The sequence below is a fragment of the Curtobacterium sp. NPDC092190 genome (genome assembly GCF_044755625.1).
GTDB lineage: Bacteria > Actinomycetota > Actinomycetes > Actinomycetales > Microbacteriaceae > Curtobacterium.
Window position 1 is genome coordinate 1 of the sequence record NZ_JBIVRJ010000004.1, and the last position, 25,348, is coordinate 25,348.

26 protein-coding genes are annotated in these 25,348 nt (G+C 71.9%); 4 read left to right on the forward strand and 22 right to left on the reverse strand.

The genetic code is table 11. The annotated features are described in order from the left end of the window. Positions 1-168: 168 nt before the first annotated feature. From glmM to truA, 6 genes are all read right to left on the reverse strand, one after another. The gene (gene glmM / locus ACIQFY_RS10570) at positions 169-1,545 is read right to left on the reverse strand and encodes a phosphoglucosamine mutase (RefSeq protein WP_066656981.1); all 1,377 of its coding nucleotides are present in this window, start codon (positions 1,543-1,545) and stop codon (positions 169-171) included. 22 nt (positions 1,546-1,567) lie between these two features. After that, positions 1,568-2,053, reverse strand: coding sequence for a 30S ribosomal protein S9 (gene rpsI, locus ACIQFY_RS10575; RefSeq protein WP_066656983.1), 486 nt, complete (start codon positions 2,051-2,053; stop codon positions 1,568-1,570). A gap of 36 nt (positions 2,054-2,089) precedes the next feature. Then, the gene (gene rplM / locus ACIQFY_RS10580) at positions 2,090-2,536 is read right to left on the reverse strand and encodes a 50S ribosomal protein L13 (protein WP_022904636.1); all 447 of its coding nucleotides are present in this window, start codon (positions 2,534-2,536) and stop codon (positions 2,090-2,092) included. 253 nt (positions 2,537-2,789) lie between these two features. Further along, positions 2,790-5,537, reverse strand: coding sequence for an ExeM/NucH family extracellular endonuclease (locus ACIQFY_RS10585; protein ID WP_400339935.1), 2,748 nt, complete (start codon positions 5,535-5,537; stop codon positions 2,790-2,792). Between the two features lie 139 nt (positions 5,538-5,676). After that, positions 5,677-6,423 carry an MBL fold metallo-hydrolase gene (locus tag ACIQFY_RS10590; protein ID WP_251155202.1) on the reverse strand — a complete coding sequence of 249 codons (747 nt, stop codon included), beginning with the start codon at positions 6,421-6,423 and terminating at the stop codon, positions 5,677-5,679. Further along, positions 6,420-7,352: a tRNA pseudouridine(38-40) synthase TruA gene (truA, locus tag ACIQFY_RS10595; protein WP_400339938.1), complete on the reverse strand. Its 933-nt coding sequence runs from the start codon at positions 7,350-7,352 to the stop codon at positions 6,420-6,422. Before truA ends, ACIQFY_RS10590 begins: the two co-directional genes overlap by 4 nt. Positions 7,353-7,547: 195 nt before the next feature. Here truA and ACIQFY_RS10600 point away from each other — a divergent pair, with 195 nt between their 5' ends. Together ACIQFY_RS10600 and ACIQFY_RS10605 are read left to right on the forward strand one after the other, a co-directional pair. Continuing rightward, positions 7,548-8,555, forward strand: a complete 1,008-nt coding sequence (locus tag ACIQFY_RS10600; protein WP_400339940.1) for an ATP-binding cassette domain-containing protein — start codon at positions 7,548-7,550, stop codon at positions 8,553-8,555. Then, positions 8,552-9,388 (forward strand): ABC transporter permease, encoded by an 837-nt coding sequence (locus ACIQFY_RS10605; protein WP_400339943.1) that lies wholly within the window; start codon positions 8,552-8,554, stop codon positions 9,386-9,388. The genes ACIQFY_RS10600 and ACIQFY_RS10605 overlap by 4 nt, the downstream gene beginning before the upstream one ends. Positions 9,389-9,432: 44 nt before the next feature. On the opposite strand, the gene ACIQFY_RS10610 is transcribed toward ACIQFY_RS10605, so the two are convergent. Continuing rightward, positions 9,433-12,636: a BTAD domain-containing putative transcriptional regulator gene (locus ACIQFY_RS10610; protein ID WP_400339946.1), complete on the reverse strand. Its 3,204-nt coding sequence runs from the start codon at positions 12,634-12,636 to the stop codon at positions 9,433-9,435. A gap of 105 nt (positions 12,637-12,741) precedes the next feature. On the opposite strand from ACIQFY_RS10610, the gene ACIQFY_RS10615 reads away from it, so the two are divergent. Continuing rightward, positions 12,742-13,890 carry a hypothetical protein gene (locus tag ACIQFY_RS10615; RefSeq protein ID WP_400339949.1) on the forward strand — a complete coding sequence of 383 codons (1,149 nt, stop codon included), beginning with the start codon at positions 12,742-12,744 and terminating at the stop codon, positions 13,888-13,890. Positions 13,891-13,903: 13 nt separating this feature from the next. Here the strand turns inward: ACIQFY_RS10615 and ACIQFY_RS10620 are convergent, their stop codons facing one another. The 7 genes from ACIQFY_RS10620 to infA form a co-directional block, all read right to left on the reverse strand. Continuing rightward, the gene (locus ACIQFY_RS10620; protein ID WP_400339952.1) at positions 13,904-15,016 is read right to left on the reverse strand and encodes an aromatic acid exporter family protein; all 1,113 of its coding nucleotides are present in this window, start codon (positions 15,014-15,016) and stop codon (positions 13,904-13,906) included. 170 nt (positions 15,017-15,186) lie between these two features. Continuing rightward, on the reverse strand, positions 15,187-15,744 hold the full coding sequence (gene rplQ / locus ACIQFY_RS10625) for a 50S ribosomal protein L17 (RefSeq protein ID WP_271826942.1): 558 nt from the start codon (positions 15,742-15,744) through the stop codon (positions 15,187-15,189). Positions 15,745-15,810: 66 nt separating this feature from the next. Beyond that, positions 15,811-16,806: a DNA-directed RNA polymerase subunit alpha gene (locus ACIQFY_RS10630; RefSeq protein ID WP_066656999.1), complete on the reverse strand. Its 996-nt coding sequence runs from the start codon at positions 16,804-16,806 to the stop codon at positions 15,811-15,813. 205 nt (positions 16,807-17,011) lie between these two features. After that, on the reverse strand, positions 17,012-17,410 hold the full coding sequence (gene rpsK / locus ACIQFY_RS10635) for a 30S ribosomal protein S11 (RefSeq protein ID WP_017885507.1): 399 nt from the start codon (positions 17,408-17,410) through the stop codon (positions 17,012-17,014). 9 nt (positions 17,411-17,419) lie between these two features. Next, positions 17,420-17,794: a 30S ribosomal protein S13 gene (rpsM, locus tag ACIQFY_RS10640; protein WP_058728274.1), complete on the reverse strand. Its 375-nt coding sequence runs from the start codon at positions 17,792-17,794 to the stop codon at positions 17,420-17,422. A gap of 149 nt (positions 17,795-17,943) precedes the next feature. Beyond that, a complete protein-coding gene (gene rpmJ, locus ACIQFY_RS10645; protein ID WP_022903266.1) occupies positions 17,944-18,060 on the reverse strand; it encodes a 50S ribosomal protein L36 in 117 nt (38 codons plus the stop codon). A gap of 70 nt (positions 18,061-18,130) precedes the next feature. Beyond that, positions 18,131-18,352, reverse strand: a complete 222-nt coding sequence (gene infA / locus ACIQFY_RS10650) for a translation initiation factor IF-1 (protein ID WP_017885509.1) — start codon at positions 18,350-18,352, stop codon at positions 18,131-18,133. Positions 18,353-18,637: 285 nt separating this feature from the next. On the opposite strand from infA, the gene ACIQFY_RS10655 reads away from it, so the two are divergent. Beyond that, positions 18,638-19,915 (forward strand): LCP family protein, encoded by a 1,278-nt coding sequence (locus ACIQFY_RS10655; RefSeq protein WP_400339965.1) that lies wholly within the window; start codon positions 18,638-18,640, stop codon positions 19,913-19,915. A 211-nt stretch (positions 19,916-20,126) separates the two neighbouring features. Here the strand turns inward: ACIQFY_RS10655 and map are convergent, their stop codons facing one another. The 8 genes from map to rplF all read right to left on the reverse strand — a co-directional run bounded on the left by map (position 20,127) and on the right by rplF (position 25,348). Next, the gene (gene map / locus ACIQFY_RS10660; RefSeq protein WP_400340378.1) at positions 20,127-20,906 is read right to left on the reverse strand and encodes a type I methionyl aminopeptidase; all 780 of its coding nucleotides are present in this window, start codon (positions 20,904-20,906) and stop codon (positions 20,127-20,129) included. Positions 20,907-20,965: 59 nt separating this feature from the next. Next, positions 20,966-21,556 (reverse strand): adenylate kinase, encoded by a 591-nt coding sequence (locus ACIQFY_RS10665; protein ID WP_400339967.1) that lies wholly within the window; start codon positions 21,554-21,556, stop codon positions 20,966-20,968. After that, on the reverse strand, positions 21,553-22,875 hold the full coding sequence (gene secY, locus ACIQFY_RS10670; protein ID WP_066657008.1) for a preprotein translocase subunit SecY: 1,323 nt from the start codon (positions 22,873-22,875) through the stop codon (positions 21,553-21,555). The genes ACIQFY_RS10665 and secY overlap by 4 nt, the downstream gene beginning before the upstream one ends. A 146-nt stretch (positions 22,876-23,021) precedes the next feature. Further along, positions 23,022-23,486: a 50S ribosomal protein L15 gene (gene rplO / locus ACIQFY_RS10675; protein ID WP_066657012.1), complete on the reverse strand. Its 465-nt coding sequence runs from the start codon at positions 23,484-23,486 to the stop codon at positions 23,022-23,024. After that, positions 23,483-23,668, reverse strand: coding sequence for a 50S ribosomal protein L30 (gene rpmD / locus ACIQFY_RS10680; RefSeq protein ID WP_031273241.1), 186 nt, complete (start codon positions 23,666-23,668; stop codon positions 23,483-23,485). The genes rplO and rpmD overlap by 4 nt, the downstream gene beginning before the upstream one ends. Beyond that, positions 23,668-24,441 (reverse strand): 30S ribosomal protein S5, encoded by a 774-nt coding sequence (gene rpsE / locus ACIQFY_RS10685; RefSeq protein WP_081985128.1) that lies wholly within the window; start codon positions 24,439-24,441, stop codon positions 23,668-23,670. Before rpsE ends, rpmD begins: the two co-directional genes overlap by 1 nt. Then, on the reverse strand, positions 24,438-24,809 hold the full coding sequence (gene rplR, locus ACIQFY_RS10690; protein WP_066657014.1) for a 50S ribosomal protein L18: 372 nt from the start codon (positions 24,807-24,809) through the stop codon (positions 24,438-24,440). Before rplR ends, rpsE begins: the two co-directional genes overlap by 4 nt. A gap of 2 nt (positions 24,810-24,811) precedes the next feature. Then, complete coding sequence (rplF, locus tag ACIQFY_RS10695) at positions 24,812-25,348, reverse strand: 50S ribosomal protein L6 (protein WP_066657016.1); 537 nt, start codon at positions 25,346-25,348, stop codon at positions 24,812-24,814.

The following is a 25,348-nucleotide window of genomic DNA, read 5'->3' on the forward strand; positions in this document are numbered from 1 at the left end:
AGTCGTGGCGGGGGGGGGGGGGGGGGGGGGGCCCCGCCGGGGCGGGGGGGGGGCCCCCCCGGGGCGCCCCCCCCCCCCCCCCCCCCGCCCGGGGCGCGCCCCCCGGGGGGGGGGGCCCCCCCCCGCTTCCGGTTGTTCCGACGACCCGGGACGTCGCGTGCGAGTGCCCTACGCGGCCGCGTCGATCGCCAGCCGGTCGCGCACGACGGCGGCCAGCTCCTCGGCGACCCGCTGCGCATCCTCCTGCGACGCCGCCTCGACCATCACGCGGACGACGGGCTCGGTGCCCGACGGGCGCAGCAGCACACGACCGGCGTCGCCGAGGGCCTCGGTCGCCGCGGCGATCGCGTCCTGCACGCCCTGGTCGTCCAGCCCGTGGCGGTCGACACCGCGCACGTTGAGGAGGACCTGCGGGAAGACGGTCATGCACGACGCGAGCTCCTGCAGGCTCTTGCCCGTGCGGGCCATCTCGGCCACCAGGTGCAGGCCCGTCAGCACGCCGTCGCCGGTGGTGGCGTAGTCGTTGAAGATGATGTGGCCGGACTGCTCGCCACCGAGCGAGAAGCCGCCCTCGTTCATCTTCTCGAGCACGTAGCGGTCGCCCACGCCGGTCTCGAGCACCGTGATGCCCGCGTCCGCCATGGCCCGTTTGAGCCCGAGGTTCGACATGACGGTCGCGACGAGCGTGTCGTCGGCGAGCCGGCCCCGCTCCTGGAGCGAGAGCGCCAGGATCGCCATGATCTGGTCGCCGTCGACGGCGTTGCCGGCGGCGTCCACCGCGAGGCAGCGGTCGGCGTCGCCGTCGTGCGCGATGCCCACGTCGGCGCCGTGCGCCAGCACGGCGGCGGCGAGGTTGTCGATGTGGGTCGAGCCCACACCGTCGTTGATGTTCATGCCGTCAGGGTCCGCACCGATCAGCGTGACGCGAGCGCCGGCGTTGACGAAGACCTCGGGCGAGACGCCCGCGGCGGCACCGTTCGCGCAGTCGAGCACGACGTGCAGGCCGTCGAGCCGGTGCGGCAGCGTGCCGAGCAAGTGGACGACGTAGCGGTCCTCGGCGTCGGCGAAGCGGGTGATCCGGCCGACGTCGCCACCGGTGGGCGTCGGGGCGGACTGGTCGTGCATGGCCGCTTCGATGCGGTCCTCGACCTCGTCCGGCAGCTTGCGGCCGCCCGTGGCGAAGAACTTGATCCCGTTGTCGGGCGCGGGGTTGTGGGACGCGGAGATCATCACGCCGAAGTCGGCGTCGATGTCCGCGACGAGGAACGCCGCAGCGGGGGTGGGGATGACCCCGGCGTCGAGCACGTCGACACCGGCGGAGGCGAGACCGGCCGCGACCGCGGCACCCAGGAACTCACCGGAGACGCGCGGGTCGCGCGCCAGGACCGCGCGGGGGCGCGGTCGACCGGACGCCCGGCGGGCGTCCGCATGGTGTCCGTGTGTGAGCACGGCCGCGCTGGCCTGGGCGAGACCCAGAGCCAGCGCGGCCGTCAGCTCGCCGTTGGCGAGTCCACGAACACCGTCGGTACCGAACAGACGCGGCATTGCGATCGGGTTCGTCGCGCGACTAGCGCTTCGAGAACTGCGACGCCTTGCGGGCCTTCTTGAGACCGGCCTTCTTGCGCTCGATGACGCGGGCGTCACGGGTGAGGAAGCCGGCCTTCTTGAGGGTGGCGCGGTTGTTCTCGCGGTCGATCTCGTTCAGCGCACGCGCGATGGCGAGGCGGAGCGCACCGGCCTGACCCGAGGGGCCACCACCGGTGATGCGAGCGACGACGTCGTAGGCGCCGAGGAGCTCGAGCACCTTGAACGGGTCGTTGATCAGCTGCTGGTGCAGCTTGTTCGGGAAGTAGTCCTCGAGCGTGCGGCCGTTGACCGTGAACGAGCCGCCACCGGGGACGAGACGCACGCGGGCGATGGCCTCCTTGCGGCGCCCGACGGCACCGCCCGAGACGTTGAGGATCTGGCGGGGAGCGGCCTCCGAGGACGCCGGGGCGCTCTCGGTGGTGAAGCTCTCCGGGGTCTGGTCGAGGGAGTCAGCGATCTGAGCCATGAGTTTTATCAGTCCTTGAAGTCGTCGTGGCCGGAACTACTGTGCGACCTGGTCGAAGGTGTACGCCTTGGGCTGCTGCGCGGCGTGCGGGTGCTCTGCGCCGGCGTAGACCTTCAGCTTCTTGAGCTGCTCACGGCCGAGGGTGTTCTTCGGCAGCATGCCGCGGATCGCCTTCTCGACGGCGCGGGTCGGGTGCTTCTCGAGCATCTCCGGGTAGGAGGTCGCCGTGAGGCCGCCCGGGTAGCCCGAGTGACGGTAGTAGACCTTCTTCGCGAGCTTGGAGCCGGTGAGGGCGACCTTGTCCGCGTTGATGATGATGACGTAGTCACCCATGTCCATGTGCTGGGCGAAGGTGGCCTTGTGCTTGCCGCGCAGGAGCGCCGCGGCGTGGGTGGCGAGACGGCCGAGGACGACGTCGGTCGCGTCGATGACGATCCAGTCGTGCTGGACGTCTGCCGGCTTCGGGGAGAACGTACGAGTCACAGGAGTGCTGCTTTCGTGTCGAGGTGAGGAGTCCGTGAATCCCGCTCCGGTGGGTGTTCCGCGGGCGATGCTCGTGGAACTGCCCGGTGGAGGGCTCATCTGACTGTCCGGCGCACGGGGCGCACAGACCAAGGTGAGAGCCTACCCGACGCGGCTCGCCTTGTCGAACGGGGCCGTGACGGACGGGAGGCGCGGTGCCGTCCGACACCGCGCCTCCCGTCCGTCACCCGGTCACGTCCGGGCCGTGGTCACCTCAGCCGAACAGTCCACGCAGCCAGCCGAACACACCGAGCACGACACGGACGACGTCCGCGACGAAGCCACCGTGACCCGGTCCGCCCGGCTTCCCGTCACCGTGGCCGGGCTTGCCCGGCTTCCCGTCACCGTGACCCGGCTTGCCCGGGTGGTCGCCGCCGTGGCCGGGTCCGCCGGGGGTCCCGCCGTTGCCCGGCGTGCCACCGTCACCCGGCGTCGGGGTCTCGTCCTCGGCCAGGTCGAAGCCGACCAGGATCGGGTCGTGGTCGCTCGCCCGGTACACGTCGTCGCGGTACAGGTCGGTGACGTTGTAGTCGTAGCGGCTGTACTCCAGGCCCACCGACTCGGTCGAGTTGATGTTCCAGATGTCCACGCCGGTCACGGCCTCGAGCGCCGCGGGTGAGGCCAGCACGTGGTCGAGCGAACCGCTCAGGCCGCTGAACACGTAGGAGTACTCGGTCGGGTCCTTCGCCGGCCCGAGGTCGGTGTAGCCGGCGTCGCGCAGGACGACCATCGGGTCCTCCTCGCTGTAGGCGTTGAAGTCGCCGAGCATGAACACCCTGTCCGTGCCGTACTTCTCCTGCTCGGTGGTCGAGAACGCGGCGAGCGCCGTCGCCTGTGCCACGCGGGACGCGTTCGAGGCACCCTGGCCGTCGCCCTGGTCGGCGTCCGCGCCCGAGCCGGAGCCCTTCGACTTGAAGTGGTTCGCGATCACCAGGAAGTCGTCGTCCGCGTCCCCGCCGACCGGGCGGAAGGCGTCCGCGACGGGCTGGCGGGCGTTCGCGAAGGCCGGGTCGTCGAGGATGGTCGACTCGCCGACGGGTGCGACGCGGTCCTGCTTGTAGATGAGGGCGAGGCGGATGACGTCCTCGCTCGCGGGCAGCACCGCCGGGGACGGCACGTACGCCCAGGTGTCCTGGCCGGTCGCCGCGTTCAGCGCCGAGACGAGCGTGCCGACGGCGGCGTCGCGGTCCTTGCCGAACCGTGCTGAGTTCTCGATCTCCTCGAGGGAGACCACGTCGGCACCGAGGGCGTTGATCGCCTTCACGATCTTCACCTGCTGGCGCTCGAGGTCGTCGGCGTTCGCGGCGCCACGGGCGTCGCAGCCACCGCGGACGGTCACGGGGTCGCCGTCGCGGTCGGTGTAGTACGTGCAGCCGGTGAGCTGGTCGCCCGTGGTCGGGAAGTAGTTCAGCACGTTGAACCCGGCGAGCTTGAGGTCCCCACCGACGTTCTCGGGGGCCGCGGTGCGGACCTGCGAGAACGACGCGGGCAGGTCTGCCGCGGGCGTCGCACCGGTGATCGGCGACGTCGGCTGGAACTTCCAGGTGTCGTTGCGGTAGTCGAGGACGACCGGCTCCGAGAAGGTCGCTGCGGCACCGACCGTGACCGGGCCCTGCGTGAGCCATGACACCGGGACCGACTGGTTCGCGGCGCTGAGGAAGTTCGTGCTCGCGCCGTCGTCGAGGACCACCGTGCGCGCGGCGTTGTCGGCGGCGACCTCCGCGGCCTCGGCGCTGCCCGGGCGGGCGACCTCGGTCGGCTGGATCAGGCGCTTCGTGCCCGCGGCGAGCGCGATCTCGCCGTACTGGTTCGTCGTGTAGTTGTCGGCGACCGTGTAGTCGCCCTGCGGCGCGATCAGCATGCTCTCGAGCGACTCGCGCTGCGCGTCCGTGCGCGGCAGGGTCAGCGTGGCCGGGACCGGCTGCACGACGCCCGCGGCGGGGAGCTCCTCGACGTCGGCGGTCGAGCCGACCTCGAGCTCGGTGAGGCCGTTGTACTCGGCGACCGTGCCCGTGAGGCGCACGGCGTCCCCGATGGCGACGCTGCCCGCGGTCGCGGCGGAGAACACGAACACGGCGTCCGACGCGGTGTGGGTGGCGAGGTCGACCGCCCCGCCCGTACCGGCGGTCTGGATCGTGTAGCCGTTCAGCCCACCCGTGGCGTAGACCGCGGTCACGACGCCCTCGGTGACGACGCGCTTCCCCACGTACGGCGACGCGGGACCCGTGCCCTGCAGCTCGGCGATCGTGACCGCTTCGGCAGGCGTGGTCGGCGTGCCGGGGTCGGTGGGGGTGCCCGGATCGGTCGGTGTCGTGCCGGCGCCACCGGAGTTCTCCGGCGTCACCGTCGAGCCCAGGGCGAAGTCCGCCGCGTTGGAGTCGGTGTCGACGGTGCCGTCGCGGTGCAGCGCGTCCGGCACGGAGTTCGCCGTCCCGGTCGGCGCGACGGCGGTCTCGAACGTGTTCGACGTGCCGTAGCCCAGCAGGTCGACGACGCCGGGCGTCCCGGTGGTGACCGAGCCGACCGGCAGCGTGAGCGCCGTGGCCTGGTCGGACAGGACGAGCGTGCCGGTCGACCCGGACGGGTTGAGGCCGGTCACGGCGTCGGGGGTGGGCAGCGCCTGGCCGTTCGTCCCGTTCGAGCCCATCTGCACGAGGTACGACCCGTGTGCGGGGACGGTGCCGCTGAGCTTGCCGACCGACGGCGTGCCGGTGTTCGCGGCGGCCCGGTACTGGATCGACCACCCGTCCACGGCGACGGCGGTGTCGGTCGGGTTCGCGATCTCGACGAACTTGTTCGCGAACGGCTGGTTCGCGCTGCCGCCCTTCAGGTACGCCTCGGCGATGACGAGGCCGGTGCCAGCGGGGTCCGCGACGGCGGTGGAGACGGAGACGAGCGGGGCGGCGACGAGCGTCGCTGCCACCGTGGCGCACAGCACGGTGCGCCGCAGGAGGTTGGGCATGCTGACCTTCGGCAGGAGGAGAGGGACTCCAGCACGCTAGCGACCTGCGGGGCCACTCAGGTTTCCGGCAGGTGAACGATCCGGTCCACCCCCGTCCGGGGTGCGCAGCGTGGCGACGGGACGGTGCCCGGCGGCGCGCTCAGCCGGCGACCGGTACCCACCCGCTGCCGACCCGGTGCACGGCCGGTCCGTGCCCGGGCAGCACGATCTCCGGGATCGGCAGCGCCCGTGCGGACTCGAGCGCCGTCGCCTGGTCCGCGGTGAAGAACGGCGTGATCATGCGTGGCCGCGGCTGCCACGACCCCGGGAGCGTGTCGTGGTGCGAGACGACCGCGTCCCCGGTGACGATGGCGTTCGCGGCCGGCAACAGGTACGCGGTCGAGCCGGCCGTGTGCCCGACGGCGGGGAACGGCGTCATCGCACGCCCCGCGAAGTCGTGCGCGGTGAAGGCCCGGGCAGTGGGGACGGTCACGGGACGCAGGGCGTCGGAACCGACGGCCCGCGCCAGCCAGCGGAACGTCCGCGGTGCGGCGAGACGCCCGCCGATCTCCGCCGGCCGGACCTGCTGCCGCTGCGGCCCGCGCACGTTGTCGAGTTCGTCCGCGTGCGCCAGGACCTGCACGTGCGGGTACCGCTCGAGGATCCCCGGGATGCCCCCGATGTGGTCGACGTGCCCGTGCGTGACGTAGATGCGTCGGAGGTCGCCGAGGTCGTGCCCCGCCCAGCGCACGGTGTCGAGGACGAGCGCGGTGTCCGCGGGGTAGCCGGCGTCGATCAGCGCGACGCCGTCCTCCTCGGCGAGCACGACCCAGTTCGAGACCGGCCCCTCGACGAACACCACACCGGGTGCCACGGAGACGACGGACCGGGGCCTGCGGGAGCTCATCCCCCGACGGTACCGGCGTCCGGCTCGTCGTCCGTCCGGCGCGCACGGGTCTGCGCCGCCCGGGCCGCGAGCTCGTCGTCCCCCGGGTAGCCCACCTCGGTGAGGGTCAGACCGGCCGCGGGTGCGACCTTGAACGCGCTCGTGCGCTGCTGCGCGACCCGCAGCTCCTCGAGGCGGTCCGGGCCGAAGCGGCCCTCCCCGACGGCGATGGTCGCCCCGACCATCGCCCGCACCATGGAGTGGCAGAACGCGTCGGCCTGGAGGCGCGCCACCAGCACGCCGTCCGGCTCGCGGTCCCAGCGGAACTCCTGCAGCGTCCGGATCGTGGTCGCGCCCTCGCGCGGCTTGCAGAAGGTCGCGAAGTCGTGCAGCCCGAGCAACGTCAGCGCACCGCGCTCCATCGCCGCCGGGTCCAGGCGCGTCGGGTGCCAGAGCGTGTGCCCGCGGCGACGTGGGTCGCGCGGGGCGTCGGCGTCCGCCACCCGGTACTCGTAGCGCCGCCAGAGCGGGGAGAACCGGGCGTCGAACCCGTCCGGTGCGACCGACGCACGCGTGACGACGACGTCGCCCGTCGCCCCGGCGAGACCGTTCACGCGCTTGACGAGTCCGTCGAGCGAGGTGCGAGGAGGGCCGTCCGGCGACGACCGCCGCGGACGGGTGAGCGCACCCCACTGCTCCGCGGTCAGGTCGACGTGGGCGACCTGCCCGGTGGCGTGCACCCCGGCGTCCGTCCGACCGGCGACCGTCAGCTGCGGCGGCTCGCCCCACCGGGTGAAGACCGTGGCGAGCGCGGACTCGAGCGCGCCCTGCACGGTCCGCAGGCCGGGCTGCCGGGCCCAGCCGGAGAACGCGGCCCCGTCGTAGGCGATGTCCAGCCGCAGCCGCACGGCACCGCCGACACCGGCACCCGAGTCGTCCGTCCCTGCCACGGGAGCGAGCGTACCGGGGCCGGGGCGGGCCTCCCGTCCGGCCCCGCCGACGACGACGACGACCACCGCCCGTACCCGCCGACGGCGACGGGCAGCCCCGCTGACGGCGACCGTGCGCCGGTGTCAGCGCCACGTCAGTGCCGCGTGAGCGGCCGGCGGCACGATCGTCCCGACATCGACGAAAGGACCTGTGCGATGACCACCACACCACTCGCCGTCGAGGCGACCGGCCTCGTCAAGACGTTCGGCAGCAACCGCGCCGTGGACGGGGTCGACCTCCGCGTCGAGGCCGGCACGGTCTACGGCGTGCTCGGCCCGAACGGCGCCGGCAAGACGACCACCATCTCGATGCTCGCGACCCTGCTGCGGCCGGACGGCGGCGAGGCCCGCGTCCTCGGGCACGACGTCCGCCGCGAGCCGCAGACGGTCCGCTCCCTGATCGGGGTGACGGGGCAGTACGCGAGCGTCGACGAGACGCTCAGCGCCACCGAGAACCTCGTCATCTTCGCGCGGCTGCTCGGCCTCTCCCGCGGCGACGCGAAGCGCAAGGCGGTCGAGCTGCTCGAGCGCTTCGGGCTGTCCGAGGCGGCGTCGCGTCCGCTCAAGAAGTTCTCCGGGGGCATGCGCCGCCGGCTCGACCTGGCCGCGAGCCTCATCGCGCAGCCGCCGCTGATCTTCCTCGACGAGCCCACCACGGGGCTCGACCCGCGAACCCGGGCGCAGATGTGGGACACGATCCGCGAGCTCGTCGCGACCGGGTCGACCGTCCTGCTCACGACGCAGTACCTCGACGAGGCCGACCAGCTCGCCGACCGCATCGCCGTCATCGACCACGGACGTGTCGTGGCCGAGGGCACCGCGGACGAGCTGAAGTCCTCGGTCGGCACGGCCTCGCTGCAGCTCCGCCTGGCGGACGCGGATGCGGACGCCCTCGCGACCGCGGCGTCGCTCGTCGAGCGCGTGCTCGGCACCCCGGCGGTCGTCAGCCCGGAGGGCGCGCGGCTCACCGCCCCGATGACGGCGCCCGACCGGGTCACCGACCTGCTCGTGTCGTTCCGCGACGCGGGCGTCTCCCTCGCCGAGATGAGCGTGCAGAAGCCGACCCTCGACGAGGTCTTCCTCACCATCACCGGCTCGCCGACGTCCGCGGACGCCGACGCCGACACCGAGTCCGAGCGCGCGCTCGAAGGGAGCCCCGCATGACCACCCTCGCCCCGACACCCGTCACCACGTCGTCGCCCCGTGTGACCCCCCGACCCGGGATCGGCGGCACCGGCCCGGCCGCCACCGTCCGCCAGTCGTTCACGATGGCGTACCGCGGACTCGTGAAGATCCGCCGGACCCCCGAGCAGCTGTTCGACGTCACGCTCATGCCGATCGTGTTCACGGTGATGTTCACGTACATCTTCGGCGGCGCGATCTCCGGCGACGTCGGCAGCTACCTGCCCGTGATCATCCCCGGCATCCTCGTGCAGACGGCGATCACGTCGTCGGTCGTCACCGGCGTGCAGCTCCGCGAGGACATGGACAAGGGCGTGTTCGACCGGTTCCGGTCGCTCCCGATCGCCCGGATCGCCCCGCTCGCCGGGGCCCTGCTCGCCGACACCGTCCGCTACGCCATCGCGACGACGATCACGTTCGTGGTGGGCATCGTCATGGGGCTGCGCCCCGCCGGCGGACTCGGCGCCGTGCTCCTCGCCGCGCTGCTCGTCATCGTGGTGGCGTGGGCGATCAGCTGGGTCTTCGCGTACTTCGGGGTCATCGCCCGGACCGCGTCGAGCGTCTCCGGCATCGCGAACCTCGTGCTGTTCCCGCTGACGTTCCTGTCGAACGCCTTCGTCCCGACCGACACGCTGCCCGCCTGGCTGCGCTGGTTCACCGAGGTCAACCCGGTCTCGCACCTCATCACCGCGGTGCGCGACCTGGTGAACCACGGCGTGGTCGGCGGCGACCTCTGGCTGAGCCTGCTCGGCGCGGCCGTGGTCGTCGCGGTGTTCGCCCCGCTGACGGTCCGCGCGTACATGCGGAAGGCCTGACGGTCCGGACGACCGTCAGGGGGGGCGGACGGCCCGAGCGCCGGTCAGCCGGGCAGGCGAGCGTCCTCGAGCACGCGCCGCACCCACGCGACGGCCTCGGTCCGGTCCCTGCCGGCCGCGGCCGTCTCGGCGTCGGCGAGCGCCGGCTCCCCCACCACCTCGGCGAGCAGCGGTCGCAGCCGGGCGTGCGCGAGCACCGCGAAGTCCTGCCGCGAGCCGATCCGCGTGAGCGTGCCCCAGCACGCGGCAGCCGTGTCCGGACGTCCGGTGCGCGCGTAGGCGATCGCGAGCCCGGCGAGTGCCGTCCCGATGACGGGCACGTCCCGGCGGGCCTGGCGGAGCCGCAGCTGCACGAGGGTGCCGACACGGATCCGGCGGGCGACCGCCAGTTCGGCTGCCGGGAGGCCCGGGGCCGCGCCGTCGGTCCGGCCCGCGCCCGCCTCGTCCACCGCCGCGATGCGTGCCGCCCCCGCCGTCAGCGCCCAGTGCGCGGCGGGTCCGCGACCGGGCTGCACGACGTCCCAGGCCGCGGCGTACGCCGCCGCGGCCCCGGCGAGGTCGCCCTCGTACCGCGCGCACTCGGCGGTGATCGCGACCGCGAGCACGGCGATCAGCCCGCGGTCGTCGAACCCGCCGCGGCCGCCGTCGGGCCGGTGCCGCAGGTCTGCTGCGACGGCACGTGCACGGTCGACGTCGCCGGTCGCGGCCGAGGCGAGACCGACGGTCCACCCGATCTCGTACAGGTCGTCCTCCGCCCCGAACAGCTCGAGGTCCTCCCGGGCGGTGACGGCGGCGGCGAGGGACTCCCGGTACCGCCCGGACTGCGCGAGCAGCTGGGTCAGCGTGACCGCGACGGTGCCCGTGGTCCAGGCCTCTCCGGTCGTCCGTGCCAGCTCCTCCGCACGCCGGATGTACCGCAGCGCCCCGGCCGGGTCGCCGTCGTTCTCGGCCAGCGGCGCGCTGAGCAGGTGGCCGAGCAGGGCGACCGCGGGCTCCCGGTGGGCACGCAGCCGTGCCAGCTCGGCGGAGCCCTGCTCGGGTCGCGGCAGGGCGAGCAGGAGCCCGGCGAGCGCGTCGACGACCGGGTCCTCGGCACGCCCGGAGCGGTGCAGCTCCCGGAGTCCGCTGATCGCCCGGGCGGTGGTGCGGAGGTCGGTGAACACCGCGGTCGCACCGCACATCACGAGGCCGATCACCGTCGCGGTGCGGTCGGCCGGCGCCGGCACGCGCGACCGCAGCGCCGCGACGACGTCGGGTGCGGTCGCGGCGACCTCGCGGTGCAGCCCGCGGAGCGTCCAGTACCCGCCGAGCGCCGCGAAGACGTGCGCCACCGTCGGCACGTCGTCGGCGCGGATCGCCCAGCGCAGCAGGGTGACGAGCGTGTCGGCCTCGCGGCGGACCTCGGTGAACGCGACGAGCTGCGCCGGACCCCGCAGTGCGAACAGGTTGCGCGCTGCCGACAGCTCCCGGCCCCACGCGGTCATGGCCGCCCGCACGGCCTCGGTGGTGCCCCGCGCCGCCAGGCGTGCGGCGCCGAACTCGCGCACGGTCTCGAGCAGTCGGTAGCGGACCGGCTCCCCCTCGACCTCGACGAGCTGCACGAGGGACTGTTCCACCAGGTCGGCGAGGTCGTCGAGCGCGTCCCACCGCCGTCCGGGCTCCGCCACCGACTCGACGGCCTCGACCGCGACACCGTCGGGGAACAGTGCGAGGCGGGTCAGCAGGTCCTGGGCGCCCTCGTCGAGGAGCCGCCAGCTCCACTCGATGACGGCGAGCAGGGTGCGGTGCCGTTCGGGAGCGCTCCGGTCACCACCGCGCAGCAGGGCGAAGCGGTCGTCGAGCCGACGTTCGACCTCGTCGACCGACATCCCCCGGATGCGGGCGGCGGCGAGCTCGATGGCGAGCGGCGACCCGTCGAGTCGGGTGCAGATCCTGCGCACCGCGTCCACGGGCAGCACCGCACCGGGCCGAGCGGCACGGGCGCGTTCGGTGAACAGCCGGACCGCCGCGCCGTCGGCCTCGACCGGCAGCGGTCCGAGGGGTGCGACGACCTCGCCCGCGATGGCGAGCGGTGCCCGGGACGTCGTGAGCACCCGCAGGCCGGGCACGGCGGCGAGCAGGTCGGCCGTGCAGCGGGCCACGGCCTGCAGCAGGTGCTCGCAGTTGTCGAGCACGAGCACCGTCGGTCCGTCGTCGAGGGCACGCACCACCCGGCCCCACAGGTCGGTGACGACCGCGTCCTGCAGCATGCGCGCCGTCCGGACCTCGGCGATCCCGAGCAGTGCGCCGAGGGCAGGTAGCAGGTCCTCGCCGTCGTCGATCGGTGCGAGCTCGCAGACGACGACGCCCGTGGTCGGGGGCAGCGCGGCGGCGACGGCCTGCGCCAGGCGCGTCTTGCCGAGTCCGCCCGGACCGAGCACCGTGACCAGGCGGTGCTCGTCGAGCGACCGGGACACCGTCGCGACGTCGTCCTGCCGCCCGACGAGCTCGTTCGGCGCTACCCGGAGCCCGGTCCGCCGGACCGGGTGGTCGGTCGCGGACGCCGACCGGCGCAGGAGCTCGGCGTTCAGCCGCACGAGCTCCGCGGACGGGTCGGCCCCGAGTCCGTCCGCCAGCCGTCCGCGGTGCGCGGCGAACACCGCGAGTGCCTCCGGGGTCCGCCCGTCGACGTCGAGGGCGCGCATCGCTCCGCCGACCGCCGTGTCGTCGAAGGGCGCCGCGTCGACCTCGGCGAGCCAGGTGGTCGCAGCGGCGGCGGCGTCGCCGTCCTCGAGCAGCAGGACGGCGAGCCGCCGACGCAGGGCGTGCTCGACCGCGGCCGCGCGGTCGGCGAGCGCCGAGCCCAGGTCCCCGTCGACGTCCGCACCCGGTGCGCCCCGCCACCGGCCGAGCGCTGCCCGCACCGCTGCGGTGTCGGGTGCGTGCACGGCTCGCTCCGCGGCGACGAGGTCGACGTCCGCCGGGTCGCCACCGAGCGCGTACCCCGTGCTGGTCGACACGACGAGACCGTCCGCCGTCGTCCGGCGCAGCCGGGAGACCAGGGTCTGCAGGGCCGCCCGGGCACCCCGCGGCCGGTCCGCACCCCAGAGCTCGTCGATCAGTGCCTCGGTGCCGAGTGCACGGCCGGGTGCGAGCACCAGCGCGGTCAGGAACGACCGCGCGAGTGCACCGGGAACGGCGACCGCGGCGCCGTCCGGGCCCGCCACCGTCACCGGTCCGAGGACGGCGACACGGGACGCGACGGGCACGACCCGATCCTAGTTCCGGCCGTGCGAGGACGCCGTCACCTGATCGTGACCGGCGAGCACGCGGTCGTCACCGGTCCGTGACACGCGAGGGTTAGCGTCACGGACATGGGATCCCCTCGTACCCGCTGCGCGGCCGTCCTCGCCACGTCGGTCGCCGTGCTCCTCGCGGTCACCGCCTGCTCGTCTCCGTCGACCGAGGGCGCGACACCGAGCGCCTCCGGCCCGCCCGCGTCGTCCGCGCCGAGCAGCAGCCCGTCCGCGGAGGTGGCCGTGGACTTCGGGACGGCCCCCGCCGGCGACGGCACACCGGACTGCGCGGCGCTGTTGCCCGCAGCAGCAGTCGACGCCGTCGTCCCCGGCGCGCGTGCGGTCGCCCTCGCCGACGTCGTGCACGTCGCGGCCGCCGACTGGGCACCCGTGGTCGCCGGTGGCTCCTCCTGCACGTCGACCACCGGCGTCGCACCGCTCGACGGCACCGTGCTCGGGACGATCGACGACCCCCGCTACGAGGGCGTGCGCGTCACGGTGCTGCCCGACGCCACGGCGGAGTACCAGGACCTCGCCGCGTCCGGGTTGACCGGCGTCCTGGACGGCGGTCCGAGCTGCAGCGCGAGCGACGCCGCGGTCGTGTACTGCGTCTCCCACGTGCTCGTCGGTGACGCCTGGGTGCAGGTCCTGGCGCAGCGCGTCCAGGACGACCCGGACACGACCGAGGCGGCACTCGACGCCCCCTTCCGCGCTCTCGTCGAGCAGGTCGGCGACGCCGTGCGCACGAGCCCCGTCACCACCGCCCGCGTCGACGAGCACGTCGACGGCAGTCTGCCGCCCTGCGTCGCCGACAACGTGGACGCGGTCACGGACACGACGCTCCGCTGGGCACTCGAGGGCACCGACGTCGCTCCGACGACGGTCGAGCACGCGCTCGACCGTCTGGCGGGAGCGTCGTGCGGCTTCGTGGCGCCCGTCGAGTCCGATCCGCGGTACGACCAGCAGCAGGCGCAGTACGACCGCCTTCCGAACGGTGGCTGGGCGGTGGAGCAGCGCCTGGCCGCGGGCACGATCGACCGGGACGGGCGGATCGACCTCGACGGCCTCGAGGACGGCGCCGGCGCCTGGCGGACGTGCGACGACACCGCGTGCACCCTCGACGTCGTGTCGGACGGTGGCACGTGGGAGCACTTCGTCCTGATGCGCGCGGTGGCCCCGGACACCGCCGAGGCCGTCGAGCGCTGGGCGACGGCCTCGCGCGGCTGACCGGGGGCGCTCGCTAGCGCTGTCGTCCCGAGGGCCCGGTCTCGGTGTCGACGTCGGCGGTCGCCCGCTTCTCGGACTCGAGCACCCCGCGCAGCGCGACGATCGCGCTGGAGGTCACCGTCACCTGCGACGGGTCCGCGTCACTGGCGTCGATGGCGCGCTCGAGGTCGGCGATCGACTCGTCCGCCCCGTCCTCCTCGCAGTCGCCGCGAACCACGCAGGCGACCTTCCGGAGCGCGACCGCGAAGGGTCCTGCGAACGCCGGGTCCGGCCGCCCGATGTTCTCCGCGACCGGACCCGAACGGGCGACCAGCTCGGTGAGGTCGGTCGTGTACCAGGCGACGCGCTCGAGCGCCCGGAAGCGCGCGCCGTCGGTCTGCAGGCGCGCACGCGGTCCCCGCAGCACGCTCCGGGGGTTCATCCGGCGCGCCTCCTGCGCCGTCGAGACGCGGTCCCGGACCTCGGCGATCGCCTTGTCCAGCCGCTCCTGCTGGCGGTCCCAGGCACCGGTGTCCGGCTCGCCCTCGTCGAGCACGTCCGCCAGGTCGTCGAGCTGCTGCGCGAGCACGGCGTTCACCTGGTCGATGCGGCGCTCGGCGTCCCAGAAGTGCAGCGGGGGGACCACGGCGAAGTTCACCGCGAGCCCGATGCCGATGCCGATCGCCATCTGCACGACGTACGCGAACGAGTAGCCCTCCGCGTTGCCGCCGCCGATGAGGAGCACGAAGAGCGCCGCCATCGGCACCCACGAGTACCCCTCGCCCAGGATCCGGAAGCCCGAGACGAGCACCCCGAGGCCGACGACGAGCGCGACCGCGATGACCCCGGGATCGCCGATGAGCATCGTGAACCCGGCGATCAGGATGCCGAGCGTGATGCCGACCAGCGTCTGGATGCCGGCCCGGATCCCCGCGAAGACGGTCGTGCGCATCGCGACGATCGCACCGAGCGGTGCGTAGTACGGGTACTCCGCGGCGACGCCCGGTGCGTACTTCGCCAGGGTCCACGCGATCGTGGCGGCCAGCGCGGCCTTGCCGGCCAGCAACAACCGCGGCTGGGTGCCGGAGTCCCGACTCCACCGCCACAGACGGCGCCCTGCGCCGGTGATCCGTTCCGCTCTCGCCATGTCGCGATCACCGTACGGCGGCGACGCTGGGAGCGGACGCGGGTGCGCTCCGGACGGGAGGCGCGTGGCGGCCCCGCCCCGCGCCTCCCGTCCGTCGCCACGCCGTCCGCGGGGACGACGGAACCCCCCGCGACGTGGGTCGCGGGGGGTTCCGTGTGGTGGTGCTGGACCTACTTGGCGTCGTCCGACTTCGCCTCGGCGTCGGCCTCGACCTCGGCGGCAGCCGGGGTCTCGGTCTCGGCCTCGACGGGAGCGGACTCCTCGGTCGTCTCCGTGGACTCGACCGGGGTTTCCTCGGCCGGGGTCTCCTCGGCCGGAGCGGCAGCAGCCGGGGCCGCGTCGCGCTTGACCGGGGCCGGCGTGCTCGACACCGGCTCGAGGACGAGCTCGATCGAGGCGAGCGGCGCGTTGTCACCCTTGCGGAAGCCGAGCTTCGTGATGCGGGTGTAGCCGCCCTGACGGTCCTCGACCTGCGGGGCGATCTCCGTGAACAGCGTGTGCACGACGGACTTGTCGCGCAGCTGGGCGATCACACGACGACGCGCGTGCAGGTCGCCACGCTTCGCGAACGTGATGAGACGCTCGGCGACGGGACGCAGGCGCTTGGCCTTCGTCTCGGTGGTCGTGATGCGACCGTGCGTGAAGAGGGCGTTGGCGAGGTTGCTCAGGAGCAGGCGCTCGTGGGCGGGGCCGCCACCGAGGCGGGGGCCCTTGGTGGGCTTCGGCATGTCAGTTCTCCAGTGGTGATGGTGGTGCGCACCGACTCATCGGTGCGCGTGCGCGTGAGCGCGAGGTCAGTTGTTGGACTCGTCCTCGTCGTACCCGCTGTAGAAGTGGGCGCCGTCGAATCCGGGGACGGTGTCCTTGAGGGACAGGCCGAGCTCGGTGAGCTTGTCCTTGACCTCGTCCACCGACTTCTGACCGAAGTTGCGGATGTTCATGAGCTGCGTCTCCGACAGGGCGACGAGCTCGGACACCGTGTTGATGCCCTCCCGCTTGAGGCAGTTGTAGCTGCGCACCGACAGGTCGAGGTCCTCGATCGGGGTCTGCAGCTCGTTCGAGAGCACCGCGTCGACCGGCGCGGGGCCGATCTCGATGCCCTCGGCCGCCGTGTTCAGCTCGCGGGCGAGACCGAACAGCTCGACCAGCGTGCGACCGGCCGACGCGATGGCGTCGCGCGGCGTGATCGCCGGCTTCGACTCGACGTCGACGACCAGGCGGTCGAAGTCCGTGCGCTCACCGGCACGCGTCGCCTCGACGCGGTAGGTGACCTTGAGGACCGGCGAGTAGATCGAGTCGATCGGGATCTGCCCGGCCTCGCTGAACTCCGAACGGTTCTGGGTCGCCGAGACGTAGCCGCGGCCACGCTCGATCGTCAGCTCCAGCTCGAAGCGCGCGGTGTCGTTCAGGGTCGCGATGACGAGGTCCGGGTTGTGGATCTCGACGCCGGCCGGGGCGGAGATGTCCGCCGCGGTGACCTGACCGGCACCCTGCTTGCGCAGGTACGCGGTGATCGGCTCGTCGTGCTCGCTGGAGACGACGAGGCTCTTGATGTTGAGGATGATCTCGGTGACGTCTTCCTTGACACCGGGGACGGTGCTGAACTCGTGGAGGACGCCGTCGATGCGGATGCTGGTGACAGCCGCGCCGGGGATCGAGGAGAGGAGCGTGCGGCGCAGCGAGTTGCCGAGGGTGTAACCGAAGCCCGGCTCGAGCGGCTCGATGACGAAGCGCGAGCGGTGCTCGGAGATCGACTCCTCGGTCAGGGTGGGGCGCTGTGCAATGAGCACTGTGGGATTCCTTTCGGCGGAGTGTCCGCTATATGACACTCGGCGGTACGACGGGGCCGACCGGGCCCCGACGGGTCTGTTGAGTTGTGATCACGCGCAGCGCGGGGCCGGGAAGGCCCGACGTACGCGATCGAACGACCAGGAATGGCCGGCCCCGCTCGCCCCGGTCAGGGGACGAGCGGGGAACGGCCGGTTGCTCCTCGCGTCAGACGCGGCGACGCTTCGGCGGGCGGCAGCCGTTGTGCGCCTGCGGGGTGACGTCGTTGATCGAGCCGACCTCGAGGCCAGCGGCCTGGAGCGAGCGGATCGCGGTCTCGCGACCCGAGCCCGGGCCCTTGACGAAGACGTCGACCTTCTTGACGCCGTGCTCCTGCGCCTGACGCGCAGCGGACTCGGCGGCGAGCTGCGCCGCGAACGGCGTCGACTTGCGCGAACCCTTGAAGCCCACGGCACCCGAGGACGCCCAGCTGAGGACGGCACCCGACGGGTCGGTGATGCTGACGATGGTGTTGTTGAACGTGCTCTTGATGTGGGCCTGGCCCACGGCGACGTTCTTCTTCTCCTTGCGACGCGGCTTGCGCGCGGCAGTCTTGGGGGTAGCCATGATGATCTCCTATCGGGCCTTCTTCTTGCCTGCCACGGTGCGCTTCGGTCCCTTGCGGGTACGCGCGTTGGTCTTGGTGCGCTGACCACGCACCGGGAGACCACGACGGTGGCGGAGACCCTCGTAGCTACCGATCTCGACCTTGCGGCGGATGTCGGCGGCGACCTCGCGGCGGAGGTCACCCTCCACCTTGAAGTTGCCCTCGATGAAGTCACGGAGGGCGACGAGCTGGTCGTCGGTCAGGTCCTTGACGCGGATGTCACCGGAGATACCGGTCTCGGCGAGTGCCTGGACCGCGCGGGTACGGCCGACGCCGTAGATGTACGTGAGTGCGATCTCCACGCGCTTCTCGCGCGGGATGTCGACGCCTGCTAGACGTGCCATGTTCTGGCTGCTCCTGTTTTCGGTGGAGGTGTGGCGCAGTACCGGTGCCCGGGCCTCCGCCCCGAGGTGTCCCCCCGCCGACGACCGAGGTCAGTGGCGGAGTTCTGGTACTGCGTGTTCAGTGTTGAGTTGTGGGTCCTGCTGGGAGCTCAGCCCTGGCGCTGCTTGTGGCGCGGGTTGCTCTTGCAGATCACCATGACGCGGCCCTTGCGGCGGATGACACGGCAGTGCTCGCAGATGGGCTTGACGCTGGGGTTGACCTTCATGATTGCTTCCTGTTGCTCGCTGGCTTCGTGCCCGGCGGGTTCGCCGAGCCGTTCCTTTCCAGCTCGCGGATCACTTGTAGCGGTAGACGATCCGGCCGCGGGTCAGGTCGTACGGGCTCAGCTCCACGATCACGCGGTCCTCGGGGAGGATGCGGATGTAGTGCTGGCGCATCTTCCCGGAGATGTGCGCGAGGACCTTGTGTCCGTTGGTCAGCTCAACGCGGAACATCGCGTTGGGCAGAGCTTCGAGCACCGAGCCTTCGATCTCGATGACGCCGTCTTTCTTGGCCATAGCCTCACTGTCGCTTGGTTGGATTACCGGTGTGATCCCCGAGCCGGTCTGCGGGTCGGGCGCCACGCCGAAGGGCATGACACACCAAAGATCAACCCTATGCGATCAGGCGCAGATTGCCAAGTGCCGGTCGGGCCGCGACCCTCCGTCTGGGGCTCGCCGTCCGGAGCTGAACGGTCCACAGTGGATCAGCGGCCGCTTCCGAGGTCCGGAACGGGCCCGTCGCCGTAGCCTGGCCGTCGCTGACCCCCCGACGCCCGCGCCGGAGAACCGATCGGAGACCACGTGCCTGACGCGCCCCGCCGCCCCCTCGCCCGTCACGGTCGACTGCCGCGCCGTCGCGGATGGGGCACGCTGCTGGGGTTCGTCGCGGCCACGGTCGCCGTCGTCCTGGTCAGCGGCACGAGCGTCGCGGCGATCGCCGGCGCACAGCTCGCCGCGGCACCGCACACGGTCGAGCTCAGCACCGACGACCAGAACACCGCGAAGACCGCCGACATCACGGCGATGCAGGGCGGCGCGAACATCCTGCTCCTCGGCAGCGACACCCGCGTCGGGCAGTTCGACTCGGACGAGAACGTCGAGGGCGCCCGGAACGACGTCACGATCCTCGTCCACATCTCGCAGGACCACCAGCAGCTCACGGCCGTCAGCTTCCCCCGCGACCTCAAGGTCCCGATCCCGGCGTGCACGAACCCCGAGACGGGCACCTCGTACCCGGCCGTGGACAGCGAGCTCATCAACGAGTCCCTCGGGCACGGCGGGATCTCCTGCGCCGTGGACACGGTCGAGAACCTGACCGGGCTGACGATCCCCTACGCCGGACTCATCACCTTCGACGGGGTGATCGAGATGTCGAACGCCGTGGGCGGCGTCGACGTCTGCGTCGCGAAGCCCATCGACGACTCGTACACCGGCCTGCAGCTCTCGGCCGGTCAGCACACCCTCGCCGGCCAGGACGCGCTCGCGTTCCTGCGCAGCCGGCACGGCGTCGGTGACGGCAGCGACCTCGCGCGCATCAGCTCCCAGCAGGTCTTCCTGTCCGCCCTGCTCCGGAAGGTCACCTCGGACGGCACCCTGTCGAACCCGGTGACCCTCTACAAGCTGGCCGGTGCGGCGCTGTCGAACATGACGCTCTCCGACGGCCTGGCGCAGACCCGCACCCTCGTCGGACTCGCCTCGACCCTGCGGGGCATGAGCACCTCGGACATGCTGTTCGTGCAGTACCCGGTCGTCGACGACCCCTCCGACACCGCGCACGTGCTCGTCGACGAGGCGGCGGCGCACGACCTCAACGTCGTGCTGCAGCAGGACCGCAAGACCTCGCTGAGCGACTCGTCCACCGGCCGGGCGTCGGAGGAGTCCCCGACCGCGGCGGGCACCCCGGGGAGCGACGCACCGTCGTCCGACGCGCCGGCCGCGGGGGACGATGCGGCGAGCGGAGCTGCGACCGGGACGCCCACGGGTGCGGCGACCGATGCCGGGACGCCGACGGCGACCCCACTGCCCTCGAGCATCTCCGGTCAGTCGGCGTCCGAGCAGACCTGCACCGTCGGGAACTGAGCGCGTCGGGGACCGCGCCCGTCGGGGACTGAGCGCGTCGGGGACTGAACCCGTCGGGAACTCAGCCCGCCGGGGACCGGCGCGGACGCGCGCGGAGCGGTCCCGCCGTCGGCCCGGCCGTCGTCGGTGACCGGGCCGGTGCGCGGAGTCGCACCGCGCCTCCCGGCCGACCGCGCGGTCACCGGTCACGGACCGGACGCGTCCGGTCGCCCTACGGGACGGGGACGGGCGTGACGCCGAGCGGCACGAGGCCGGAAGCGCCGCCGTCCGATGCGGTGAGCACCCAGATGCCCTCGGCGTGCACGGCCACCGAGTGCTCCCAGTGCGCCGCGTCGGAACCGTCGAGGGTCCTGATCGTCCAGTCGTCGTCGTCCGTGGAGCTGTCGATCGTCCCGGCCGTCACCATCGGTTCGATCGCCACGACCAAGCCGGGCCGGACCGCCGGACCGGCACCGCGGACCCGGTAGTTGAAGACCGGCGGGTCCTCGTGCATGGACCGGCCGATCCCGTGCCCCGTGAAGTCCTCGACGATGCCCCAGGCGCCCGTCTCGTCGATGGCGTCCTCGATCACCGCGCCCACCTCGTTGAGGTTCCGCGCGTGTGCGAGCGCCGCGATGCCGTGCCAGAGCGAGCGCTCCGTGGTGTCGCAGAGCGTCTGGCGCGCCGCAGTCACGGGAGCGTCGCCGCCGGGGAGCACCGTCGTGAAGGCGCTGTCACCGTTCCACCCGTCGACCTCTGCACCGGCGTCGACCGAGACGATGTCGCCCGGCTCGAGCACGCGGTCGCCGGGGATCCCGTGGACGATCTCGTCGTTCACGGAGACGCACAGGGTGTGCCGGTAGCCCGGGACGAGCTGGAAGTTCGGGACGCCACCGCCCTCGCGGATCGTCCGCTCGGCGATCGCGTCGAGCTCGCCCGTGGTGACGCCCGGGCGGATCGCAGCACGGACCGCGACGAGCGCGGCCTCGGTGAGCAGTCCGGGACGGACCATCGCGCGGAGCTCCTCCGGCGACTTGTAGATCGAGGGCTTGCGACGACGCACGAGGGGTGTCAGACGCCCGCGGTGAGGCCGCGCGAGCTGAGCGCCGCCTGGATGCGGTCCCCGACCTCGTCGATGCCGCCGAGGCCGTCCACGTCGACCACGAGACCGCGCTCGGCGTACGCCGCGACGATCGGCGCGGTCTGCTCCGTGTAGACCTCCTGGCGACGCCGGATGGTCTCCTCGTTGTCGTCGCTGCGCCCCTGGTCCTCGGCGCGCTTCAGCAGCCGCGCGACGAGCGCGTCCTGGTCGGCGACGAGCTGCACGACGGCGTCGATCCCGGTGCCCTGCTCCGCGAGCAGCGCGTCGAGGTACTCGACCTGGCCCACCGTGCGGGGGTAGCCGTCGAGCAGGAAGCCCTGCTCGGCGTCCGGCTCGGCGAGGCGCGACTTGACGAGCTCGTTCGTCAGTTCGTCGGGGACGTAGTTCCCCGCGTCCATGATCGCCTTGGCCTGCACGCCCAACGGCGTGCCCTCGGAGACGTTCTTGCGGAAGATGTCACCCGTGGAGATCGCGGGGACGCCGAAGCCCTCCGCGATGCGACCGGCCTGGGTGCCCTTCCCGGCTCCGGGAGGTCCGACGATGATGAGGCGTGCGCTCAACGGAGAAGCCCTTCGTAGTGACGTTGCTGCAGCTGCGAGTCGATCTGCTTCACGGTCTCGAGACCGACACCCACGATGATGAGGATGCTCGCGCCGCCGAACGGGAAGTTCTGGTTCGCGCCGAACAGCGCCAGTGCTGCCAGCGGGATGAGCGCGATGAGACCGAGGTAGAGCGAGCCGGGCAACGTCACCCGGGTCAGGACGAAGTCGAGGTACTCGGCCGTCGGACGGCCGGCCCGGATGCCCGGGATGAAGCCGCCGTACTTCTTCATGTTGTCGGCGACCTCTTCGGGGTTGAAGGTGATCGCGACGTAGAAGTACGTGAACCCGACGATGAGCAGGAAGTACAGGACCATGTAGAACCAGTTGTCACCCGAGGTCAGGTTGTTCTGGATCCAGGTCACCCAGGCGGCCGGCTCCGAGCCGTCCGAGGGCTGGTTGAACTGCGCGACCAGGGCCGGCAGGTACAGCAGCGACGAGGCGAAGATGACGGGCACGACGCCGGCCATGTTCACCTTGATCGGGATGTAGGTGTTGTTACCGCCGTAGGTGCGGCGCCCGACCATGCGCTTGGCGTACTGCACCGGGATGCGTCGCTGCGACTGCTCGACGAAGACGACGGCCATCATGATGACCAGACCGACGAGGATGACGAACAGGAAGAGCTCGAAGGACTGCGACTGCTCGATCGCCCACAGGGCCGACGGGAACTGCGCGGCGATGGACGTGAAGATGAGCAGCGACATGCCGTTGCCGATGCCGCGCTCGGTGACGAGCTCGCCCATCCACATGATCAGGCCGGTACCGGCGGTCAGCGTGACGACCATGAGCATGATCGCGTACCAGCTGTCGTTCGAGATGATCGACGAGCAGGACGCCGACGCGTTCGTGCCGAAGAGGGCACCCGAGCGCGCGACCGTGATGAGGGTGGTCGACTGCAGGACACCGAGCGCGATGGTGAGGTAGCGCGTGTACTGCGTCAGCTTCGCCTGGCCGGACTGGCCCTCCTTGTAGAGGGCGTCGAAGTGCGGGATCACCACGCGCAGGAGCTGCACGATGATCGACGACGTGATGTACGGCATGATGCCGAGCGCGAAGACCGACAGCTTCAGCAGCGCGCCGCCGGAGAAGAGGTTGATGAGGTCGTAGAGCCCACCCGAGGAGCCGGCGCTCGCCAGGCAGCTCTGCACGGCGGCGTAGTCGACGAACGGCGCGGGGATGTACGACCCGAGACGGAACAGCGCGATGATCGCGAGGGTGAAGCCGATCTTCTTGCGAAGATCTGGGGTGCGCATGATGCGCGCGACCGCTCTGAACACGAGGACTCCGAACTTCTGGGACCGGCGACCCGATCGGGGTCTTCACGGTGTCGATCGGCAGCGCCGACCTGGCCGACGGACGTCAGCCACTGTCAAGGAAACCGTAACGGCGGCCCGTGCGCAAACGCACGGGCCGCCGACGGGGGTTACTGGGAGACGGTTCCGCCAGCAGCCACGATCTTCTCGGCGGCGGACGCCGAGACCTTGTCGACCGAGACCGTGAGCTTCACGCTGATGTCACCCTGACCGAGAACCTTGACCTTCTCGTTCTTGCGGACGGCGCCCTTGGCGACCAGGTCCGCGACGGTGACGTCGCCACCGTTGGGGTAGAGCTCCGCGATCTTGTCCAGGTTCACGACCTGGTACTCGACGCGGAACGGGTTCTTGAACCCGCGGAGCTTCGGGGTGCGCATGTGCAGCGGCATCTGCCCACCCTCGAAGCCGACCTTGACCTGGTAACGAGCCTTCTGGCCCTTGGTACCACGGCCGGCGGTCTTGCCCTTCGAGCCCTCACCACGGCCGACACGGGTGCGGTCCTTCTTGGAACCGGCAGCCGGACGGAGGTGGTGCAGCTTCAGCACCTGGACCCGCTCGTTCTTCTCGTCGCTCATGCGTCGACCTCCTCGACCTTCACGAGGTGCGCCACCGTCGCGATGTACCCGCGGTTCTGGGCGTTGTCCTCACGCAGGACCGTACGGCCGATGCGCTTGAGGCCCAGGCTGCGCAGGGTGTCGCGCTGGTACTGCTTCTCGCTGATAACGGACTTCGTCTGCGTGATCTTCAGCATCGCCATCACGCACCTGCCTTCTCGGTCGCGGCACGCAGCGCCGCAGCCTCGGCGTGGAGCAGACGGGCCGGGACGACCCGGTCGACGTCGAGGCCACGACGGCTCGCGACCGCGCGGGGCTCCTCGAGCTGCTGCAGCGCCTCGACGGTCGCGTGCACGATGTTGATGGTGTTCGACGAGCCGAGCGACTTGCTCAGGACGTCGTGGATGCCGGCGCACTCGAGCACGGCGCGGACCGGACCACCGGCGATGACACCGGTACCGGCAGCGGCCGGACGCAGGAGCACGACACCGGCAGCGGCCTCACCCTGCACCGGGTGCGGGATGGTGTTGCCGACGCGCGGGACGCGGAAGAAGTTCTTCTTCGCCTCCTCGACGCCCTTCGAGATCGCGGTGGGGACTTCCTTCGCCTTGCCGTAGCCGACACCGACGAGGCCGTTGCCGTCACCCACGACGACGAGCGCCGTGAAGCTGAAGCGACGACCACCCTTGACGACCTTCGACACGCGGTTGATGGTCACCACGCGCTCGAGGAACTGGCTGTCGCCACCGCGGTTGTTGCGGTCACGACCCTGCTGACGGTCACGCCCGCCACCACGACGGCCGCGCTGGTCGGCGTTGTCACGGTTGTTCGACGCGGAGCCCGCGGCGGTCTCGACCGGACGCTCGGCGACGGCAGGGGCTTCCGCTTCCTTGCCGGCCGCGGCCTTGGCGACGGTCTCCGTCGCAGCAGCGGTCTCGGTCTCGGCCGCTTCGTTGTTGTTCGCGATGTCGCTCACAGGTTCAGCCCTCCTTCACGGGCACCATCGGCGATCGCGGCGACGCGACCGGCGTACTTGCTCCCACCGCGGTCGAAGACCACGGCCTCGACGCCAGCGGCCTTCGCACGCTCGGCGACGAGCTCGCCGATGCGACGGGCCTTGGCCGTCTTGTCGCCGTCGAACGAACGGAGGTCGGCCTCCATCGTCGACGCGCTGGCCAGGGTGTGGCCCTTCGCGTCGTCGATGACCTGGACGAACACGTGACGCGACGAACGGGTGACGGCGAGACGCGGACGCGCCTCGGTGCCGGTGATCTTCTTGCGGAGACGGTTGTGACGGCGCGCCTTGGCGGCCGACTTGCTCTTTCCTCGGATACCGAGAGCCATGATCACTTACCTGACTTTCCGGCCTTGCGGCGCACGATCTCGCCCGCGTAGCGGACACCCTTGCCCTTGTAGGGCTCGGGCTTGCGCAGCTTGCGGATGTTGGCAGCCACCTCGCCGACGGCCTGCTTGTCGATGCCCGACACGGTGAGCTTGTTGTTGCCCTCGACGGCGAAGCTGATGCCCGCCGGCGGCTCGACCGTGATGGGGTGGGAGTAGCCGAGCGCGAACTCGACGTTGCTGCCCTTCGCCGCGACGCGGTAACCGGTACCGACGACCTCGAGGCCCTTGGAGTAGCCCTGGGTCACGCCGACGATGTTGTTCGCGATGAGGGTGCGGGTCAGGCCGTGCAGCGCACGCGAGCTGCGCTCGTCGTCCGGACGGGTGACGAGGACCTGGTTCTCCTCGACCTTGGCCTGGATGGGCTCTGCGACGGTGAGCGCGAGCTCGCCCTTCGGGCCCTTGACCGCGACGGTCTGGCCGTCGATGGCGACGGTCACACCCGCGGGGATGTCAATGGGAAGACGTCCGATTCGAGACAT